The organism is Streptomyces hoynatensis, assembly GCF_003626535.1.
In the GTDB taxonomy this organism is placed as follows: domain Bacteria; phylum Actinomycetota; class Actinomycetes; order Streptomycetales; family Streptomycetaceae; genus Streptomyces; species Streptomyces hoynatensis.
On record NZ_RBAL01000010.1, the window covers coordinates 80,673 to 100,334 of the forward strand.

General features: G+C 76.1%; 16 protein-coding genes. 8 read left to right on the top strand and 8 right to left on the bottom strand.

Translation table 11 applies throughout. The annotated features are described in order from the left end of the window. The first annotated feature begins 82 nt into the window (after positions 1 to 82). A complete protein-coding gene (locus tag D7294_RS18220) occupies positions 83 to 478 on the top strand; it encodes a hypothetical protein (protein WP_120681042.1) in 396 nt (131 codons plus the stop codon). A 71-nt stretch (positions 479 to 549) separates the two neighbouring features. Here D7294_RS18220 and D7294_RS18225 read toward each other — a convergent pair whose 3' ends face one another. The 4 genes from D7294_RS18225 to D7294_RS18240 all read right to left on the bottom strand — a co-directional run bounded on the left by D7294_RS18225 (position 550) and on the right by D7294_RS18240 (position 6,210). Continuing rightward, positions 550 to 1,881 (bottom strand): FtsX-like permease family protein, encoded by a 1,332-nt coding sequence (locus tag D7294_RS18225; protein WP_120681043.1) that lies wholly within the window; start codon positions 1,879 to 1,881, stop codon positions 550 to 552. 3 nt (positions 1,882 to 1,884) lie between these two features. Then, positions 1,885 to 2,727, bottom strand: coding sequence for an ABC transporter ATP-binding protein (locus D7294_RS18230; protein ID WP_120681045.1), 843 nt, complete (start codon positions 2,725 to 2,727; stop codon positions 1,885 to 1,887). Positions 2,728 to 3,008: 281 nt separating this feature from the next. Continuing rightward, complete coding sequence (locus D7294_RS18235) at positions 3,009 to 4,295, bottom strand: rhamnogalacturonan acetylesterase (RefSeq protein ID WP_206619523.1); 1,287 nt, start codon at positions 4,293 to 4,295, stop codon at positions 3,009 to 3,011. Positions 4,296 to 4,713: 418 nt separating this feature from the next. Then, positions 4,714 to 6,210: an MFS transporter gene (locus tag D7294_RS18240; RefSeq protein WP_120681047.1), complete on the bottom strand. Its 1,497-nt coding sequence runs from the start codon at positions 6,208 to 6,210 to the stop codon at positions 4,714 to 4,716. A gap of 141 nt (positions 6,211 to 6,351) precedes the next feature. Here D7294_RS18240 and D7294_RS18245 point away from each other — a divergent pair, with 141 nt between their 5' ends. The 5 genes from D7294_RS18245 to D7294_RS18265 all read left to right on the top strand — a co-directional run bounded on the left by D7294_RS18245 (position 6,352) and on the right by D7294_RS18265 (position 11,024). Continuing rightward, positions 6,352 to 7,107, top strand: coding sequence for a TetR/AcrR family transcriptional regulator (locus tag D7294_RS18245; protein WP_120681049.1), 756 nt, complete (start codon positions 6,352 to 6,354; stop codon positions 7,105 to 7,107). A gap of 159 nt (positions 7,108 to 7,266) precedes the next feature. Further along, the gene (locus D7294_RS18250) at positions 7,267 to 8,043 is read left to right on the top strand and encodes an SDR family NAD(P)-dependent oxidoreductase (protein WP_241562453.1); all 777 of its coding nucleotides are present in this window, start codon (positions 7,267 to 7,269) and stop codon (positions 8,041 to 8,043) included. A 130-nt stretch (positions 8,044 to 8,173) separates the two neighbouring features. Continuing rightward, positions 8,174 to 9,319: a galactonate dehydratase gene (dgoD, locus tag D7294_RS18255; RefSeq protein ID WP_120681051.1), complete on the top strand. Its 1,146-nt coding sequence runs from the start codon at positions 8,174 to 8,176 to the stop codon at positions 9,317 to 9,319. 98 nt (positions 9,320 to 9,417) lie between these two features. Next, positions 9,418 to 10,059: a bifunctional 4-hydroxy-2-oxoglutarate aldolase/2-dehydro-3-deoxy-phosphogluconate aldolase gene (locus D7294_RS18260; protein WP_120681053.1), complete on the top strand. Its 642-nt coding sequence runs from the start codon at positions 9,418 to 9,420 to the stop codon at positions 10,057 to 10,059. Next, a complete protein-coding gene (locus tag D7294_RS18265; protein WP_422070715.1) occupies positions 10,056 to 11,024 on the top strand; it encodes a sugar kinase in 969 nt (322 codons plus the stop codon). The genes D7294_RS18260 and D7294_RS18265 overlap by 4 nt, the downstream gene beginning before the upstream one ends. A gap of 112 nt (positions 11,025 to 11,136) precedes the next feature. Here D7294_RS18265 and D7294_RS18270 read toward each other — a convergent pair whose 3' ends face one another. Beyond that, on the bottom strand, positions 11,137 to 12,402 hold the full coding sequence (locus D7294_RS18270; protein ID WP_120681055.1) for a cellulase-like family protein: 1,266 nt from the start codon (positions 12,400 to 12,402) through the stop codon (positions 11,137 to 11,139). A 14-nt stretch (positions 12,403 to 12,416) separates the two neighbouring features. Continuing rightward, entirely contained in the window at positions 12,417 to 14,906 is a 2,490-nt protein-coding gene (locus tag D7294_RS18275) for a beta-galactosidase (RefSeq protein ID WP_120681057.1), read from the bottom strand. A gap of 202 nt (positions 14,907 to 15,108) precedes the next feature. Between D7294_RS18275 and D7294_RS18280 the strand changes: the two genes are divergently transcribed. Further along, positions 15,109 to 15,846, top strand: coding sequence for a FadR/GntR family transcriptional regulator (locus D7294_RS18280; RefSeq protein ID WP_120681059.1), 738 nt, complete (start codon positions 15,109 to 15,111; stop codon positions 15,844 to 15,846). A gap of 281 nt (positions 15,847 to 16,127) precedes the next feature. Next, the gene (locus D7294_RS18285; RefSeq protein WP_120681310.1) at positions 16,128 to 16,559 is read left to right on the top strand and encodes an Hsp20/alpha crystallin family protein; all 432 of its coding nucleotides are present in this window, start codon (positions 16,128 to 16,130) and stop codon (positions 16,557 to 16,559) included. A 107-nt stretch (positions 16,560 to 16,666) separates the two neighbouring features. On the opposite strand, the gene D7294_RS18290 is transcribed toward D7294_RS18285, so the two are convergent. Together D7294_RS18290 and D7294_RS18295 are read right to left on the bottom strand one after the other, a co-directional pair. Next, positions 16,667 to 17,446: an FHA domain-containing protein gene (locus tag D7294_RS18290; RefSeq protein ID WP_120681061.1), complete on the bottom strand. Its 780-nt coding sequence runs from the start codon at positions 17,444 to 17,446 to the stop codon at positions 16,667 to 16,669. A gap of 110 nt (positions 17,447 to 17,556) precedes the next feature. After that, entirely contained in the window at positions 17,557 to 19,605 is a 2,049-nt protein-coding gene (locus D7294_RS18295; protein ID WP_147450859.1) for a serine/threonine-protein kinase, read from the bottom strand. Positions 19,606 to 19,662 lie beyond the last annotated feature (57 nt).

A 19,662-nucleotide genomic window follows, 5' to 3' on the forward strand; every position in this document is an offset into this window, starting at 1 on the left:
GACGGCGCGCTCAGACCTGAGCGGCCATGAATCCGGTAGCCACCAGGCACGGTCTCTTTCCTCAACGCCATCGGGAGCGCTCATGCCCGACTACACCGTGCCGTCAGGCCACTGGGAAAAGGTCGAATACCACTGGCACCCGTATGCCTGGACCCTGCGCGAGCACCCGCCCGCGGCTCCGATCGCCACCTACCTCGCCAGCCGCAAGGCTGACGGCCCTGCCTTCGGGGCCGGCCAGCGCGACCAGGCGATCGCGTGGTTGCGGAAAGCGATGGACGAGCAGCCGATGCCGCCGCACTCGGTGCCCGAGTGGCGCCGGGAAGACCCGACGGGCTGGGTCATCGAGTGCGCCGAGACGCGTCTCGCGCAGCCTGCCGACGTGATGTTCGGCTACACCTCGGTGCACAACAACTACGCCTGCCGCGCCCTGTTGCTGTGCCCTCGCCCCGACATCCCCTGCCCCACCGGCAGCCGGTAACCCTCGCGCCCGTGGCCCGCCGCGGTCGAGGCGGCGGGCCGGGGCGGCGGGCGCGGAGCGCAGGTGCGGGGTCAGGCGGCCACTGCGACCGCGGCGACGGCCGGGACGCGCAGGCCGCGGCGGGCCGTGGCGACGGCGGTCACCACCGTTGCGGCGACGGCGACGGCCACGATGCCCAGCCAGATCCACGGGGCCTGCCCCGGCAGGGCCTCGTCGGCGCGGACCAGGGTGAAGGGCACGAGGCCCGCCAGGCCCGCGGCCGTGCCCAGGAGCACGCCGGTGACCGTCAGCAGCGTGGCCTCGGCGCCGACCATGCCGATCACCTGCCGCGGGGTGGCGCCGGTCAGCCGCTGGCGGCCGAACTCCCGCACCCGGTAGGCGGTGGCCGCGTACAGGCTGTTGATCAGCATGACGCAGGCGAAGACCACGATGATGCCGACGACGATCAGGTTCAGCGTCTCCATGTTCTTGTCCTCGACCGACTTGGTCAGGCCGGACGCCTCGATCGCGTCGCTCTCGACCGCCTGCATGCACAGCGTGGCCGTGGCGATGCCGGTGAAGAGCACCAGCGGCATCAGTATTCCGGCCAGCCGCGCCGCGTTGCGCCGCAGGTTGAGCACCGCCAGGTAGCCGCTCGGCCCGGCGAGGGCCGCGAACGGCCGCCCCAGGCAGGCGAGCAGCGCCCGCAGCAGGGCCGGCGAGAAGGCCGCAAGGCCGATCGACAGCAGGATCGCGCCCTCGGCGGCGGGCGCCATCAGTATCGGGTCGGTGGCGTCCAGCGCGAAGGTCGTGGAGACCCCGGCCGCGCCGCCGAGCAGCGCCAGGGCGCCGCCGAGGGCGCGCAGGCGGGTGCGCGGGGCGCGCCGCCCGGCGCGGGTGGCGCGGCGCACCGCGAGGAACGCGGCGCCCACCGAGGCGAGCAGCGTCACCCCGAAGCCGGCGGAGAGGGCGATCGGCCCGAAGGCGTAGTCCACGTCCCGCGCCACCTGCCCGCTGTCGTGGAACATCCCCAGCAGCACCCGGCCGCCCAGCATGGCGGGCAGGATGGCCAGCACGGTGGCGGCCAGCGCCACCACCGCGGCCTCGCCGACCACCATCCGGCCCAGCTGCCGCGGCGTCGCCCCGGTGCGGCGCAGGAGTTCCATCTCCTCCTCTCGCTGCCGGACGGTGACGGTCAGCGTCGAGGCGATGGCGAAGAAGACCAGCAGGGTGCCGTAGCCGCCGACCACGCCGCCGGACAGGTTCAGCGTCTCGGCGCTCGCGTCGTCGATGCCGGGCGCCGCCGCCGTGTCGTGCAGGGAGTTGAACGTCATGGTGATCGCCGCGCCCAGGAACGCGGCCAGCAGGGTGCCGGCGAAGCGGCCGGGCCGCTGCCGCAGCGAACGCATCGCAAGCAGGAACATCCCTCACACCCCCGCGCGGAACTCGGGCCGGCCGGCGGCGTACACCTCGTCGCCCAGGTGCGCCAGGCGTTCGGCGACCGCGTCCACCGTCGGGGCCGCAAGGCTCCCGGCCAGGCGGCCGTCGGCGAGGAACAGCACCGCGTCGGCGTACGAGGCGGCGACCGGGTCGTGGGTCACCATGACCACGGTCCTGCCGTGCCGGCTCACCGCCTCACGCAGCAGCGCGAGCACCTCCCGGGCGCTGCGCAGGTCGAGCGCGCCGGTGGGCTCGTCGGCGAAGATCACGCTCGGCTCGGTGACCAGGGCCCGGGCGATGGCCACCCGCTGACGCTGCCCGCCGGAGAGCTGATCCGGCAGGTGCCCCAGCCGGTCCCCGAGACCGACCTGGCCCAGAATCTCGCGCGCCCTGGGCAGGTTGACCCGCCGCCTGGCCAGCCGCAGCGGCAGCGTGGTGTTCTCCAGCACGGTGAGCGTCGGCAGCAGGTTGTACTGCTGGAAGACGAAGCCGATCCGCAGCCTGCGGAAGACCGCAAGCTGTGCCTCGTCCCCGGCCGTCACCTCCTCGCCGTCCACCACGACGATCCCGCTGTCCGGCCGCTCAAGCCCGGCCGCGCACTGCAGGAGCGTCGACTTGCCCGAGCCCGAGGGGCCCATCACCGCGGTGAAGCTGCCCGTGGGCAGGCTCAGCGTCACGTCGTGCAGGGCGGTCACGGTGCTCTCCCGGTCCCCGGCCTCCCCCGGCTTCCCGGCGTCCTGGCCGCCCGCCCGGTACACCTTGCCGACCTTGACCAGCCGCAGCGCCTCCGCGCTGGGGCCGTGCCCCCGCTCCCGGTTCCTTCGGAACATGGTCTCCCTCGTCTTCCTCGCCGCCCGCCTCTTCGGCGCCCGCCGCATCGGGTCCTGTGCGCCTCCTGTGCGCCCTGTCCTCGACGCTACGGAGCGCGGCGGGCCGCGGCACTGGGCTCACGGCCCGAACCGGGGGTGTCGCTACGTACACCCCCGGCGGGGGGGCGCGCTCCCGAGGGCGCGCACGGGGGTGGCCGGCGGGGACGAGGCGGGCTGTGGGGAGGGTGGTCCGGGCGCCCTCGGGGGCCGGAGGGGGGCGCCCGGACCGGTCGGTGCCCGGCTCAGGAGGCCGGGAGGATCTCCAGGGCGTTCAGGTGTCCCGTCTCGCCGGAGATCAGGACGTTCAACTGACCGTCGGAGACGGTGATGCCGCTGAACGTCTGGACCGCGGCCGTGCCCGAGGCGGGCGCGAGCCGGCCGGAGACCGCGTTCTCGAAGGTGAGGTTGGTGCGGGCCGAGCCGGTGGCGTCGCCGACGTTGACGCGCACGTCGTACACGCCGTTCGGCAGGTCGGCGCGGAACTCGTACTGGCTGTTGAACAGGGCCACGAAGTCCCGCTGGAGCGCGTTCATCGCGCTGCCGCGGTCCCGCTCGATCGGGGTGGCGCCCACCAGCCCGAAGCCGCGGGCCGCGGTGTAGGTGGTGGCGGCCGTGACCTGCGTGTAGGAGGAGGCGACCGGCCCGGAGGAGGGGCCGAGGTCGTACACGTCCGCGGTGGTGCCGAGAACCTGGGCGGAGAGCGGGAGCCCCTCGCCGGCGAGTTCCCTGGCGACGAGGCGGGCCATCTGCAGCGCGCCGTAGGTCTGGAAGTGCGTGTTGTCCTGGGTGCCGTCGGGGCGGTTCGGGTACTCCCCGGGATCGGTCCACAGGAAGACGTCCTTGGCCGCCTCGGGGCCGATGGAGTCCAGGTAGGCGCGGCTGGATGCGGAGAGGTCGATCAGCGGGACGCCCTCCTCCTGCGCCACCTCGACGGCCTTCTGCACGTACGCGGCGAAGGAGACGTTGAACTTCCCGGTGGCCGTGTCGTAGTCGCGGCGCGAGACCGGGGTGACGATCACCGGGGTGGCGCCGCGGGCCAGGGCCCCGCCGATGTAGTCGTTGCGCAGGTACTCCTTGTAGTCCTCGGGCGAGGTGTAGCGCTCGGGGATGCTGGCCGAGGCGTCGTTGTGGCCGAACTGCACCAGGAGATAGTCGCCCGGCTGGATGACGTCGAGGATCGCCTGGAGCCGGCCCTCCTCGACGAAGGTGCGCGAACTGCGCCCGCCGATGGCGTGGTTGGAGACCGTGACCGCGTCGGAGAAGTAGCGGTCGAGGACCTGGCCCCAGCCGGTCTGCGGCGCGTAGGAGGAGGTGTAGGTCTGCGCGGTGGAGTCGCCGGCGATGTAGACGGTGGGCCCGGAGGCGGCGGGGGCCGCGGCGGCGGAGGTGGGCAGCGCCACCAGCGCGGCCACCGCGGCCACCGCGGCGGCGAACACGGCCGGCAGCGCGGCGGCGGCCTTCCGGAGGGCGCCGCGGATTCCCCTCGGGGTCGGCGCGTGCCGCGGGGTCTCGCGGGGCGTTCCTTTCATTGCTCGCTCCTGTGTGCTGGGTCGGAAGGGCTTCGGAGGGCACCCGAAGAGCGGTGCGGAGGGGTGGTGCGGGGGGTGGTGCGGGGGCGTGCGGGGGTGGTGCGGAGCAGTGCGGGGGTGGTGCGGGGTGGTGCGCGGCTCTGGCGGCAAGGGCTTGCGCGGGCGTCGAATATGAATCGATTCATCACCTATGCACGCTTTGGCAAGCGCTTGCACCTACTCGCCACTATGACCGCGCACGCGCCCGGCGGCAACGCGCGGGCCGCCCCGGAGCGCCGAACGGTCGTCCCGCGCGGCGAACGGCCCGCCCGGCGGTCGCCGTACGGCGCGATCCGCCGCGCGGCGACCGCCGGGGCGGCGACGGGCCGGCCGCCGGGCCCCGGCGGCCGGTCGGGTCCCGGGGCGGGCCGGGCGCGGGTCAGTCCGGGACGGGCAGCGCCTCGCGCTCGCCCGCGCCCCCGGCCGCCCCCGCTCCCCCGGCCGCCCCGGCTCCCCCGGCTCCGGCCGCCCCGGCGGCCCGTGCCGGGGAGCCTGTGGCGGGCAGGACGATGAGGGCGAGCAGGACGGCGGCGAGCAGGAGCGCGGCGCTGAGGGCGAAGCCGAGCGCGTACCCGTCGTTGAGGGTGGCGGGCGTGAGTGTCCGGCCGGTGCGCTCGTGGGCGGCGGTGCCGAGGGCGGCGAGTCCGAGCGAGGCGCCGATCTGGCGCGAGCTGTTGAGCAGTCCCGAGGCGGTGCCGCTCTCGTGGGGCGCGACGCCCGCGGTGGCCGTGGAGACGACGGGCCCCAGGCAGAGGCCGAAGCCGACGCTGGCGACGATCGAGGGCCCGAGGACGTCGGCGGCGAAGGAGCCGTCCGGGCTGATCAGGGCGAACCAGGCGAGCCCCGCGGCGGTGGTGAGCGCGCCGCAGATCAGGAGGGTGCGGGGGGCGAATCGGTACCCGAGCCTGATGGCGAGCACGGAGCCGGCGACCACCCCGAGGGCGAAGGGCAGGAACATGGCCCCGGTCAGGGCGGGGCCCTTGCCCAGGACGCCCTGGAGGTAGAGCGAGGCGAAGTAGAAGGCCGAGGCCATGGCCGCGCCGATCAGGAGGTTGCAGGCGTTCGCGCCGGCGACCGTGCGGTGGGCGAACAGGCCGGGCCGCACGAGCGGTTCGCGGGTGGTGTGCCGCTCGGCGAAGGGGAACGCGGCCAGCAGCGCGGCGGCGAGCGCCAGGGTCGTCAGGGTGACCGGGGAGGTCCACGGGTACCGGTCGGTGCGCACCACGCCGAACACCAGCAGGCTCATGCCGCCGGTGGCCAGGACGGCGCCGAGCACGTCGGGGCGGCCGCCGCGGGCGGCCGGCGGCTGGGCGGCAACGCCGCGCCTGGCCAGGGCCAGGGCCCCGGCGGCCATCGGCACGTTCACCAGCATCACCCAGCGCCAGCCGGCGTACTCGGTGAGCAGGCCGCCGACGAGGACGCCGAAGGCGCCCCCGGCCGCGTTCGCCGCGCTCCAGATGCCGAAGGCCCGCACGCGGGCGCGGCCGGTGGGGAAGGTCGCGGTCAGCAGCGCCAGCGCGGCCGGCGCCAGGGCGGCGGCCCCGACGCCCTGGGCCGCGCGGGCGGCGAGGAGCTGTCCCGGCTCGCGGGCGAGGCCGCCGGCGAGCGAGGCGAGGCCGAACAGGCCGAGCCCGAGCAGCAGGACGCGCCTGCGGCCGTAGCGGTCGGCGGCCTTGCCGCCGAGCAGCAGCAGCCCGCCGAAGGTGAGGGCGTAGGCGTGGATCACCCAGGTCAGGCCGACCGGGTCGAAGCCGAGGCCGGTGGCGATGCGCGGCAGTCCGACGTTCACCACCGAGAGGTCGAGCGACACCATGAACTGCACGACGGCCACGGTGGCGAGCGTCAGCCCCGGCCGCCCTCCCGTGCTCTTTCCCATTCCGAACTCCCTTTCCGGCGCCGTCTTCCCGACTTTTCGAACGCGTTCCGAAAGTAGCACCGGATCGGACCGCTGTCGAACGCGCACGGCCGGGCCGTGACCGTTTCCCGGCGGGGGGCGGGGGGACGGCATGATGGGGCGATGGCCCCACCGCCCCCACCGCCCGCCTCCTCCGCCTCGTCGGCCTCCTCGGCGTCGCCGCCGCCGCAGGGCCGCACCGGCCGCCCCCGCCTCACCTCCAGGGCGCAGATCCTGGCGGCGGCGCGCCGGCTCATCGACCGGGACGGCTGGGAGAAGCTGACGATCCGCCGGCTCGCCGCCGAGGCCGGCATCGGGGCCACGACCCTGTACCACCACATGCGGGACAAGGGGGATCTGCTGATCCTCCTGCTCAACGACTACGTCGACCGGCTCGAACGCCCCCCGCTGCCCGAGGAGCCGCGCGCGCGCATCCTCGCGTCCGCCACCGCGCTGCACGACGCCCTGGCCGCCTGGCCGTGGGCCGCGGAGGTCGCCACGACCGACGGGTTCGTCGGGCTCCTCGACGAGTCGGCGCTGTGGATGGTGGAGGGCATCGTGTCCGGGGCCGTGGGGCACGGCTGCACGCAGGCCCAGGCCGTCGGCCTCTTCCGGGGCGTCTGGTACTACACCGTCGGCGAGATCCTGGTGCGCGCCCACTCGGCCGGGCGGCGGGCCGCGGGCGGGCGGCCCACCGGCTTCGGCAGCCTCGACGCCTCCCGGGTGCCGCACCTGGCCGCCATCGGCGCGCGGTGGCCCGAGTTGGCCGCCCGCGACACGTATCCCGAGGGCCTGCGCGCCCTCGTCGACGGGCTGCTCGCGGGGGCCACGCCCACCCCCTCCGGCGAGGCGGGCCGGGCGCGCGGCGACGCGGGCTGAGCCACCGGCGGTGCGCGGAGGCCGCACGGGCCCGCGGCGGCGCCCGGCCCGCCCGGCCCGCGCGGGGCCCCTTGGCAGCCCCCAATAATTCATATTTAATGGCGGCGCTGGTCCCCTTCGGGACCCCCGGCCCGGAGGTCCCCCCGCCTGGAGGTCCCCGTGCCCGCTCTGCCGCCCCTCGCCCAGGCCAGGTTCGAAGGCCGCTGCATCCTCGTCACCGGGGCCGCCTCGGGCATCGGCGCCGCCACCGCGCGGTGGCTCGCGGCCGAGGGCGCGGGCGTGCTGGTCACGGACGTGGACGACGCGGGCGGCGAGGCGGTGGCCGAGGCGATCGGGCGGGACGGCGGCGAGGCCGCCTTCGCGCACTGCGACGTCTCCGACGAACGGCAGTGGCAGCGGGCCGCCGAGGCCGCGACCGCGCGCTTCGGCCCGGTCTCCGGCCTGGTCTCCAACGCCACCACCGTCACCCTCGCCGCCGCGGACCGCACCCCGCTGCCCGACTGGAACCGGCAGCTCGACGTGGGCCTCACCGGCGCGTTCCTCGGCTTCCGCGCCTGCCTGCCCGGGTTGCGCGCCACCGGCGGCAGCGCCGTCCTCGTCTCCTCGGTGCACGCCCTCGTGGGCCTGCCAGGCCGCCCGGCCTACGCCGCGGCCAAGGCCGGACTCACCGGCCTGGCCAGGCAGTTGGCGGTGGAGTACGGGCCCGAGGTGCGGGTGAACGCGATTCTCCCGGGGCCGGTGCTCACCCCCGCCTGGGACGGGATCGGCGAGGAGGACCGCCGCAAGAGCGCCCTCCAGACCGCGGCCCGCCGCCTCGGCCGCCCGGAGGAGGTGGCCCGGGCGATCGCCTTCCTGCTGCACGAGGACGCCTCGTACGTCACCGGCGCCTCCCTCGTCGTGGACGGCGGCTGGAGCGTGCTGAAGACCAGCTCGTGACCGGCGCCCGCGCCCGGGAAACGGCGCACCCCCCGCCCTCCGCGCCCCTGCCCCGCGTTCCGCACGCCCCCCTGCGCATCCGCCCCTCGCGGCCCGCGCACCGCGCCCGTCGAGCCTGGAGCAATCCGTCGTGAAGATCACCCGTGTCGAGACCTTCTCCGTGCCGCCGCGCTGGCTGCTGTGCCGGGTGGAGACCGACGAGGGCCTCGTCGGCTGGGGCGAGCCCGTCGTCGAGGGCCGCGCCGCCACCGTCCGCACCGCCGTGCACGAGCTGGCCGAACTGCTCGTGGGCAAGGACCCGTTGCGCATCGAGGACCACTGGCAGCTGATGACCAAGGGCTCCTTCTACCGCGGCGGCCCGGTGCTCTCCAGCGCCGTCGCCGGGCTCGACCAGGCGCTGTGGGACCTCGCGGGCAAGGCGCTCGGCGTGCCCGTGCACGTCCTGCTCGGCGGCCCGGTGCGGGAGCGGGTGCGCGCCTACTGCTGGGTGGGCGGGGACGAGCCTGGCGAGGTGGCCGACGCGATCCGCGCCCAGGTGGAGGCAGGTTTCACCGCGGTGAAGATGAACGCGAGCGGCCGGATGAACCGCCTGGCCACCGTCACCGACCTGAACCTGGTCGTCGGCCGCGCCGAGGCCGCCCGCGAGGCCCTGGGGCCCGACCGCGACTTCGCCGTCGACTTCCACGGCAGGTTCGCCCTCGCGAACGCCCGGAAGGTGCTGCCGCTGCTCGCGCCCACCAACCCGCTGTTCGCGGAGGAACCGCTGCTGCCGGAGTACACCCCGCTGCTCGGCGGGCTCGTCTCCGCCTCGCCGGTGCCGCTGGCCACGGGCGAGCGGCTCTACTCGCGCACGGAGGTGCTGCCCGCGCTCCAGGCCGGGATCGCCGTCCTGCAACCCGACCTCTCGCACGCGGGCGGCATCTCGGAGGTGCGCCGCATCGCCGCGCTCGCCGAGACCTTCGACGTGCCCCTGGCGCCGCACTGCCCGCTCGGCCCGGTGGCGCTGGCCGCGAGCCTGCAAATCGCCTTCGCCACGCCGAACTTCCTCATCCAGGAGCAGAGCATCGGCATCCACTACCACACCGGCGCGGAACTGCTGGACTACGTGGTGGACCGCGAGGTGTTCCGCTTCCACGAGGGGCACTTCCGCCGCCCCACCGGCCCCGGGCTCGGGGTGGAGGTGGACGAGCGGGCCGTGCGGCAGGCGGACGGCCGCGAGCCGGACTGGCGCGGGCCGATCTGGCGGCACCCCGACGGCTCCTTCGCGGAGTGGTGAGGAGCGGGCAGGGACCGGGCGGGGCAAGGACCCGGCGCGTAGCGGGAAAGGCAGGAACCGGCCAGGGCGAGGACCTGGGAAGGCAACGGAAGGGCACCATGGACATCACCGCCTTCGAGACGCGGCTGCGCGAGGAGCGGCTGGCCGCCGTGGTCCGCGGCCGGGACGCCGCGGCCGCGCTGCGGGCCGTGCTCGCGCTCGCCGAGGAGGGCATCGGCCTGATCGAGGTCTCGCTGACCACCGCGGACGCCTGCCGGGTGATCGCCGACGCCGTCCGCGAGACGGCCGGCGCGGCGCGGGTGGGCGCGGGCACCGTCCTCACCCGCGAGGACCTGCTGCGGGCCCGCGAGGCCGGCGCGGAGTGGATCGTCACCCCCGCCCTCTGCGCGGGCGTGACCGCGGCCGTGGAGGCCGAACTCCCCGTGCTCGCGGGCGCGTTGACGCCGACGGAGGTGGTGGCGGCCCGCGCGGCCGGGGCCACGGCCGTCAAGCTGTTCCCCGCCTCGGCGGTGGGCCCCGGCTACGTCAGGGCGCTGCGCGACCCCTTCCCCGGGCTGCCCCTCGTCCCGGTGGGCGGCGTGGACGCCGCCTCGGCGCCGGACTACCTGGCGGCCGGCGCGGTGGCCGTCGGGGTGGGCGGCCCGCTGCTCGGCGACGCCGCAGAAGGCGGCGACCTGGCCGCGCTGCGCGAGCGCGCCCGCGCCCTCAGGGCGGCCTGCGCGGCGGGAGGCGCGCGGTGAGCGGCCCGGCGGGCGTGGACGTGCTCACCTTCGGCGAGGTCATGCTGTCCGTGCAGGCCGAGGGGCCGCTCGCGGTGGGCGGCGGGGCCAGGCTGACGCTCGCCGGCGCCGAGGCGAACGTCGCGGTGGGCCTGGCCCGGCTCGGCCACCGCGCGCGCTGGGCCGGGCGCCTCGGCGCGGACGAGCCGGGGCGGGTGGCGCTGCGGGCCCTGCGGGGCGAGGGGGTGGACGTCGCGCACGCCACCCTCGACCCCGGGGCGCCGACGGGGGCGATGCTGCGGGAGGCCCGGGTGGCCGACCTCGCCAGGGTGCACTACTGGCGGGCGGGCTCGGCCGCCTCCAGGCAGCGGCCGGAGGACCTGGCGCCCGCCCTGGCCGCCGGGGCCAGGATGCTGCACCTGACGGGGATCACCGCGGCGCTGGGCGAGGGCCCGCTCGCCTGCGTGCGCGAGGCGGCACGGCACGGCCACGCCCACGGCTGGACCGTCGTCCTCGACGTCAACCACCGCACCCGGCTGTGGCCGGCCGAGGCGGCCGCCGCCGCGCTGCGGCCCCTGCTGCCCCACGTGGACGTGCTGATCGCCTCGGAGGACGAACTGCCGCTCGTCGCCGGTCCGGAGGCGGCGGCCGAGGAGGAGCAGGTCGCCTCCCTGCTCGGCTCCGGGGTGCGCGAGGTCCTGATCACCCGGGGCGGCCGGGGCGCGGACCGGTACGCGCGGGAGGCGCCCGGCGGGGTGCACGCCGCGGCCCCGGCCGTGCCGGTGCGGGACGTGGTGGGCGCCGGGGACGCCTTCTGCGCCGGGTACCTGTCGGGGCTGCTCGACGGGCTCGGGCCCGCGGAGCGGCTGGCGCGGGCCACCACCTGCGGCGCGTTCGCCGTGGCGACCTCGGGCGACTGGGAGGGACTCCCCCACCGCGACGAACTGCCCCTGCTGCACACGCCCCCGGGCACCACCCTGCGCTGACCGGCCGGCGCCGGGCGGCCGGTCCCGGGCGGCGAGTCCCGGGAGGCGGGTGCGGGGGCGCGCGAGGGGTGGGGGCGCGGGCGCCGGGAGCGCGGGCGCCGGGGCGCGAGCCTCAGCCGCGGAAGAGGGCGTTGCACTCCCGCTGGAGCGCCACATCTCCCCACATCGCGTGGTGCGGCGCCGCGTTGGAGCACACCAGGGTCCCGCGCGCCCCCACGCGTGCGCTCTCCGCCACCGCGCGCCGGCAGAACTCCGCGCCCACCGGCCCCTCCTCGAAGGTGCCGAACCGCGGCGTGTACCCGATCCAGCCCTCCCCGAAGACCAGCGGCACCCCGGCCCCCAGGGCCCAGTCGGCCGCCGCCGCGATCCACTCGTGCAGCCGCTGCTCCATCGCCACCCGGTGCGCGCCGTAGCGCGCGTACAGCCAGGCGTCCCACTTCGCCGGGTCGCACCAGTCGTGGACGTACACCTCGCGCGGCCCCACGATCGTGGCCGCGAGCCGCCGGCGTTCGGCCTCGGGCGGCGCCCAGTCCGCCAGGTCGGGGGCGCCCGGCCGCAGCAGCGCCCGGCGGGCCTCCTCCTGCGGGAAGAGCCGCTCCTCGTCCCGCAGCGCAAAGGTGCCGATGAGCTCGTCCAGCACGCCGTAGACGTACGGGTGGAAGACCGCGACATCCACGCCCGCCGGGATGCCGCGCAGCGAACCCACGGGTACCCCGGCGTAGTTGACGGTCACGGGCAGGTCGGGGTGGCGCTCCTTGAAGCGCGCCACGCCGCGCGCCAGGCGCGGGCCGAGCTCCACCACCGGGTCCTCGCCCGGCAGCCCGTCGGCGAGGTGGCCCGCCTGGACCTCGTTGTGCAACTCGGTGAAGGCGATCCGGTCGTGGAGGCCGCCGTGGGCGGCGAGGAAGTCGACGAGGTCGGCGAGCGCCTCGGCCAGCGCCTCCGGCCTGCGCTCGGGCGCCACCGCCGTCAGCGCGTCGAACCAGTCGCGGTCCCGGCAGAAGGAGGGGCTCTGCTGGTACTCCCAGCTGGAGAGGATGACGAAGCAGTCGTGCCGCCGCGCCGCCTCGAACAGGGCGAGCAGCCGGGCGCGCCCGTCGATCTCCGTGTTCCCGGCCACGTCGTACCAGCGGACCCGCTGCCCGTAGGCGCCGCCGAGCGGCCCGAGCCGCAGCCGGGTGGTGTCGAGGCCCGAGCCGAAGAGGAGGAACGGCATCGCGCAGATCCGGACCGTGTTGTAGCCGCGGTCCACGGCCTCGGCGAAGGCCAGGTCCAGGTCGGCGAAGGGCTCGCCTGGCCCGCTGCGGGTGTACCAGGTGAAGTCCCACAGCGAGATGGTCAGCTTGTCGGGCAGGTGGCCGGGCAGCGGGGTGGGCACGGTGCGGGGGCCTTTCAGTCGGCTGCGGACGGTGAACGGTGAGCGGGGCGGCCGGTGGGCGGGGGCCGGTGGGCGGCGCCGTCCCGCGGCGCGGGGTGGCCCAGGCGGAGCCGGAGCCGGTGCAGGGGATGGAGGGAGACCCGGTCCACGCGGGCCGTGGTGCGGGCCGCGTCGAGGCCCGCCCGCGCCGAGGGGTCGACGTACACCTCGCTCCCGGCCGCCAGCGGCAGCACCCGCAGCTCCACCCCGTGCACAAGCGCCTCCTCGGCGTGCGCCCGCAGGCCGATCTCCCAGTCGGGGCCGTACCAGAAGTGGTCGGCGACCAGCCGGCCCGCCACATAGGCGCGGGCGGCGTCGCCGGTGTAGCGGACGCGCAGCAACGCCTCGCCCTCGGCGGCGAAGGTGTCGGGGGGCAGGGTGACGTGGTGGACGGCGGCGTGCGCGAAGTCGGCGTCCGTGGGCGCCGAGGCGCGGCCCGCCGGGCCGCCGGTGCGCGCCGGGGCCGCACGCGCCCGCTCGCGCAGGCACGCCACGCGCGGGGCGCCGGGGGCGGCGGGCGCCCGGAGCGTGAACCGGGTGAACGCGCCGTCGGCGCCGCCGGGTTCGAGGGTGGCGGGGCCGAAGGCGGCCGGCGCCGCCGGGGCGGGCAGGAAGCGGAGTTCGACCTCGGCGGCCTCGGTGTGGACCCGCACCTCCCCCGGCTCGCCGCCGCCTTGGCCCGCCCCGGGGGCGTCCTCGACGAGCAGGCCGGCGCAGAGCACCAGGCTGTCCGCGCCGCCGGCGCGCAGCCGCTGGACCAGCGGGACCTGCGCGGCGGCGAGCACCAGCAGCCTGGCCCGGCCGCCGGGCCCTGCGACGTCGAACAGCGCGCCGGTGCCGGGTTCCGTGACGGTCACCACCGTGCCGTCCGGCGTCTCCTCCCGCCGCGCCAGGCCGCCCTCGGGCAGGCGGAGGCGGGTGCCGGCGGGGAAGCCGAGTTGCGGGGTGATCCCGGCGGTGGCGCCGAGCACGGTCAGCGGCAGGCCGTCCACCGTCAGCCGGGTCACCGGCTGCGCGCTCGCCCAGTCGAGCCTGACGCCCCCGCCCAGGTCCAGGCCGACCGGCCACACGAAGTGGGCGCCGGTGGGCACGGTCACCGGGGCCGCCGGGAAGGTCACCGTCCGGCCGGGCAACTCCACGGTGAACCGCACGCCGTGGTGGTCGGGCAGCGGCTCGTGCGGCTGGTGGTTGTTGACGAAGACGAACGCCCGCTCGCCGCCGGAGCGCACCGCCCAGCGCAGCGTCTCGCGGTCGTCCAGGCCGGCGGGCCGCTCCTCGGGCAGGGCGGAGGGCAGGGTGGCCAGCTCGCCGCCCCACTCCCGCAGGAAGAGGTGCTGGGCGCGCAGCGCCGCGAAGGAGGGCCGCACCTGGCCGAACTCCCCGAGCGGGGCCTGGAAGTCGTAGGTCACGCGCGGCAGGTCGTTGGGGTAACCGGTCGCGTGGGACTCCTGGTTGGGCAGCCGGAGCCCCTGCCGCTGCGAGCAGCCGTGGTACAGGTAGTAGCCCTGCCACACCGAGCCGCTGCCCAGCTTGGTCAGCGCCAGCGCGGCCACGTCGGCGGCCGGCACGAGGGGGCGGCGGTGGTAGGCGATGGCCATGCCGCCGCCGAGTTCGCAGGTGGCGAAGGGGTGGCGGGCGTCGTCGGGCCCGCTGCCCGCGGGCGTGGCGTCGCGCAGGTCGGCGCCGATGGCGTGGTCGTCGCGGATCGGCGTGAAGAAGTAGTGCCGCCGCATCTCCCGGGCCCAGCCCGCCGAGGCGTCCGCCCAGAACGCCTCCGGGTAGCCGCCGTACAGCGGCAGCAGCACGTCCCTGGGCAGCTGCGCGTTGCCCCAGGCGGTGGCGGTCCACAGCGGGGCCCGCAGCCCCGCCTCCTGGGCCAGCCGGCGCAGCGTGGCCAGGTGGCCCGGCTGGTCGTAGAGCTCGTTCTCGATCTGCACGGCCACCAGCGGCCCGCCCTCCTGGCAGGACAGGCCGCGCAGTTCGTGGGCGATGCGCGCGTAGTAGGGGCGGACCAGCGCCAGGTAGGCGGGATCGTCGGTGCGCGGGCGGCAGCCGGTCTCCGCGAGCCAGTCGGGGAAGCCGCCGTTGCGGCACTCGCCGTGCGCCCAGGGCCCGATGCGGGCCACGGCGGCCAGGCCGAGTTCGTGGCACAGCAGCAGGAAGCGCCGCACGTCCAGGTCGCCGTCGAAGCGGTGGACGCCGCGGCACTCCTCGTGCTGGTTCCAGAACAGGTAGGTGGCGACGGTGTCCAGGCCGCCGGCCCGCATCTTCAGCAGCTCCTCGCGCCAGTCCGCCGCCCGGTAGCGGCTGAAGTGGAACTCGCCCATCACCGGCAGCCAGGGGCGCCCGTCGCGGGAGAGCTTCACGCTGTCCACCTCCACCGTCCCGGCGGCGCCGGCGGGGCCGCCCATCGCCAGGTGGCCGGTCAGGGGCGGGAGGGGGACCCGTCCTCGCGCGGTCGGCATGAGCGGCTCCCTGCGGTTCGGCGGCGGTTCGGCGGCGGTCGGGCGGCTCGGTCGGCGGTGGGTTCATCGTCGGGGCGGCACCCCGGGCTGTCAAGATGTATTCATAAATAATGGACAGGCTAGGATGAGGGGCACGCGAGGGGCCCGGAAGAGGCCGTGAACAGGCCGCAAGGCCGAAAGAGGCCGGGGAAGGGGGGCCGGGATGGCGCCCTACTCGAACCGCGGGGTGCACGGGCAGGTCGTGCACCACCTGGGGGAACGCATCGTCCGCGGCGCGTACGCGGAGGGCGACACCCTCGACGTGCGGGCCCTCGGCCGGGAACTGGACGTCAGCCTCACCGTGTTGCGGGAGTCGCTGAAGGTGCTCGCGGGCAAGGGGCTGATCGACGCCAGGCAGAAGCGCGGCACGTTCGTCCGCCCCAGGGCCGCCTGGAACCTCCTGGACCCCGACGTGATCCGCTGGCGCGCCGAGGGCGGCGAGTCGGAGCAGCTGATGCGCGACCTCGCCGAGGTCCGCGCCATCATCGAGCCGGCCGCCGCCCACCGGGCCGCGCTGCGCCGCACCGAGTCCGACCTGGCGGCCCTCGACGCCGCCTTGGCCGCGATGGAGGAGGCGGGCGGCGACTGGGCGGCGGCGGCCGAGGCGGACGCCGCCTTCCACCGCGCCCTGCTGGCCGCCACGGGCAACGAACTCCTGGACCGCCTGGAGCTGCTGCTCGAACCGGGGCTGCGCGAACGCGACCGACTGGTCCACTCCCACCCGGCGGCCGACGACCCCGCCCCCAGCCACCGCGCGGTGCTCGACGCGGTCCACGCCCAGGACGCCCCCCGCGCCCAGGCGGCCATGGTCGAGCTGCTGGCCAAGGCGGCCACCGACGTCGACCTCCTCGCCCCCGGCACCGCCGCGCCCCCCGGCGCCGGGTCGAAGCCCACCGCCTGAGCGCGGCAGGCCGCCGCGCGGGCCCGCGCCCGAGGTCGGGCCGTACCCGCGCCTGGCGAACCGCGCCTTCAGCGCTTCACCCCATGGGGTTCCCTGTGCGCGACGCCCCCTGCGCGTCCGGTACGCGCGCGCCACCACGCCGGAGAAACGCCGCAGAAGCAGGGCTCTGACCTGCACATACGACGAACATGAGCCTTGGCTTGTCAACTTTCATGGGGCGGTGTATATAAAGAAGCAACGAGCATCTCGTCACAGGTCGCAGACGGAGGGAGATGACCGCGATGCTCATGCGTACCGACCCGTTCCGGGACCCATTCCGGGAGTTCGACCGGCTCGCCGACCGCCTCTTCGGGACGGCGTCCGCGCCGGTGGGCATGCCGATGGACGCCTACCGGTCGGGCGAGGAGGTGGTGGTCCACTTCGATCTGCCGGGCGTGGACCCGGAGAGCATCGACGTGGACGTGGAGCGGAACGTGCTGACGGTGACGGCCGAGCGCACCTCGCCCGCCCCCGAGGGCAGCCAGGCCCTCGCCACCGAGCGCCCGCGCGGGAGGTTCAGCCGCCAGCTGTTCCTCGGCGAGACGCTGGACAGCGAGCGGATCGACGCGGCCTACGACGCCGGCGTCCTCACCCTGCGCATCCCGCTGGCCGAGCAGGCCAAGGCCCGCAAGATCCCGATCAGCGGCGGCAAGCGCAAGGCGCTCACCCGCTGACGCCCGCCCGGCCCACGGCCCCGCCGCCCCGGTGGGGCCGTGGGCGGCGGGGCCGCCGTACGCACGGGGCGGCGGCGTGGCGCATCCGGGCCGCGGGCGGGGGCGGGTCAGGCGTCCAGGTCGTCGTCGAGGAGGGCGAGGTCCGGGGGCACCAGGGTGGTGGACTCGACCAGGCCCTTGAGGAGGTTGTGCAGGAGGTTGTTGTCGCAGGGCCCCGCCTCGTCCTCGCGCATCAGCTTGTAGGGGAAGGTGCCCTGCTGTTCCAGGCGCCGGCGCAACTCGCCCATCTTGCGCTCGATCTTGCGCCGGTTCCAGCTGGGGAACGGCAGGTAGGCGAGCACCGCCTCCGCCTCCTTGTAGGCGCGCGGGCGCGGGTCCGGCTCGTACCGCAGGTACTCCTGGCCGATGATCACCAGCAGGACGCGCTCCTCCTCGGTGATCTCCCAGCGTTTCGGCGGGATGGTGGGGGCCCCGGGGGCGGGCTGCCCGCGGCGCGGCTCCTCGCCCGTCACATACAGCTCGACCAGGTGCTCGCGGTCCCCCGAGCCCTTGACGAACAGCGGCGTGTACCCGCCGGCCAGCGGGACGGGGTCGGTGCTGGTGTGCAGCATCCTGCCCTGCGGGAGCCGCACCAGCTGCTGCCCGAGGTTCCGCAGCCACCAGTGGCCCTGCCGGTAGGTGAGTTCGCCGTGCCTGCGGCTCACCCGCATGTCGTCGTGCCCGACCCGCAGGTGGACCTCGGGGTCGACCCGCGGATCGTTGCGGCCGAACCTGACCACGCGGTTGTGCTCGGGCCGCACCTCGATGCGCCCCGCGGTGGACAGGGCGTGCAGCGTCCCCGGCGGCCCCTCGGCGCCCCCGCCGGCCAGGCTGTCGCGATGCCTCATGCGTGCTCAACTCCTTCGTCCCTCGGGACCCCTGTCTTCCGGGTCTTCCCGGCCCCAGGGTGCGCCCCTCCGTTCGGGACCCTCCCCGGCCCGGGGCAGATCGGGTCGGGTCAGGAGCCGAACGCCTCCAGCGTGGCCGCCGCCGCCAGGTCGCCGGCCATCTCGCACAGCTCGTCGACCGGCCGTTCGCCCTCGACCACGAGCTGCACCACCTCCGCCTTGGTGCTCCCGTGCCACGGGTAGCTGCGGTACGGCACGCGGACCACGCAGGTGTCCTCGCCCTCGTCCTTTGGGCTGACGTACGCCTCGTGGCCGTGCAGCCTGGTGAGCCGGCCGTCGCCGCCGCCGGGCGGGACGCCCTGGTCGAAGCGCAGCTCGACGTCCGTCTCCTCGCTGGTGCTCGACCAGCGGCAGGACCAGTTCCCGAAGCCGATGTCCGGATCGGCGGCGTCCACCCCGGGCACGGCGCCGGCGAGCGCCCCGGGGTCGAGCAGGGTGCAGGCGTCGCGCCGCCCGAGGGAGCCGGCGGGCAGGTCGCGCCGCGGCAGTTCGCGTCCGGCGGCCACGGCGTCCCCGAGGGCGTCCACGGCCAGGTCCGCCGCCACGTCCGCCATCTCGCACAGCGGCATGTCGCCCGGCTCGCTCTCGTAGTCCGCGCCGATCCACAGCACGAAGCCCTCGGTTCCCGGCGGCACGAGGGCGCGTTCGCAGGCGTCCTCCTCGGGCTCCGGCTCCACCACGCCCACGCCGCGCTCGGTGCGGGCGGGGGCCATGTCCGCGGAGAGCTCCTCCTCGTCGTAGAAGACCTTCACGTCCACCACGACGTCCTGGCCCGCCGGGTACACGAGCACGTCGCAGCGGTCGAACCCGCCGTAGGCCGGGTCGAGTTCGGCCTCCCCGAACCGGGTGAACGCCGCCGCATCGGTGAGGCCGCACGGGTCCACCTCCGCGGGGTCGCCGAGCAGCGGCCCGCCCGGCGTGCCCTCGGGGGCGGGGGAGGAGCCGGACGACGAGGGCGCGGCGGAGGAGGCGGAGGGGCCGGGCGCGGCGATGCCGACCTGGCCCCCGCCGCCGTCCCGGGCCGCGGTGAGCCAGGCGCCGAGCCCGAGGGCGGCGGCCAGCGCGACCGCGACCGCCACCCGCCGGCGGACCGCCCGGCCCGCGCCGCGGCCGTCCCGCGCCAGCAGCCGCTGCGCCGTGGCGGCGGACGGCCGCCGGCGCGGGTCCCTGCCGAGCATGGCGGCGACCGTGCCGGTGAGCGGGCCCAGGTCGCTGTCGCGGCGCACGAAGCCGCGGGCGGCACGCCAGCGTTGCAGCCGCACGTCGGTGGAGTCGCCGTAGGGCGTCCTGCCGAGCACCATCTCGTGCACGGTCGCGCCCAGGGAGAAGATGTCGGAGGCCGGCAGCGGGGCGTGCCCCTTCTCCACCTCGGGGGCGGCGTAGCCGGGGGTGCGCGCCGAGGGCCCGCGAGTGAGGGTCCGCCCGTCGAGGCTGATGGCGGTGCCGAAGTCGGCGAGCTTCGGGACGCCGCCCTCGGTGATCACGATGTTCCCCGGCTTCACGTCGCCGTGCACGATGCCCCGGTCGTGCACCGCGGCCAGGGCCCCGGCGATGGCGGCGCCGATCTCCGCCGCCCGGGCGGGCGGCAACCTGCCCTTCTCCTTGAGCAGTTGGGCCAGGCTGCCGCCGGTCGCGTACTCCATGACCAGCCAGTACTCGGGTCCGGTGCCCGGCTCAACGCCCGTTGTCCCCGCAGCAGCCGACTCGGCCGCGGTCGCCGACGGGCCGTCGGCTGCGGAGCGCTGCCCGGCGGGCGCCGGTTCCCCGTCCGCGGCGGGTTTCCCGGCCGCCGCAAGCTCCCCCGCCGCCGGTTCCCCGGCCTCCGCAGCCGCCGGCCCGGCGTTCGGCGGGTCGCCGGCCACGTCGAAGAGGGTCACGGTGTGGGGGTGGGCGAGCGAGGCCATGATCGTGGCCTCGCGGCGCAGCTGCGCCAGCACCTCGGGGTTGTCGGCGTCGAGGGCGCGCTTGAGCGCCACGGTTCTGTCGAGGCGCTCGTCGCGCGCCTTCCAGACCTCGCCCATCCCGCCGTGCAGGGGCTCCTCGACGATCCGGTACCGCCCCCCGACGAGCCTGCCCACGCTCACCGTGTCCTTAGCCACCACGCATCCCCGATACGGTCCGCAGCCGTGTCCGCACTCTCGACACTCTCGACCCAG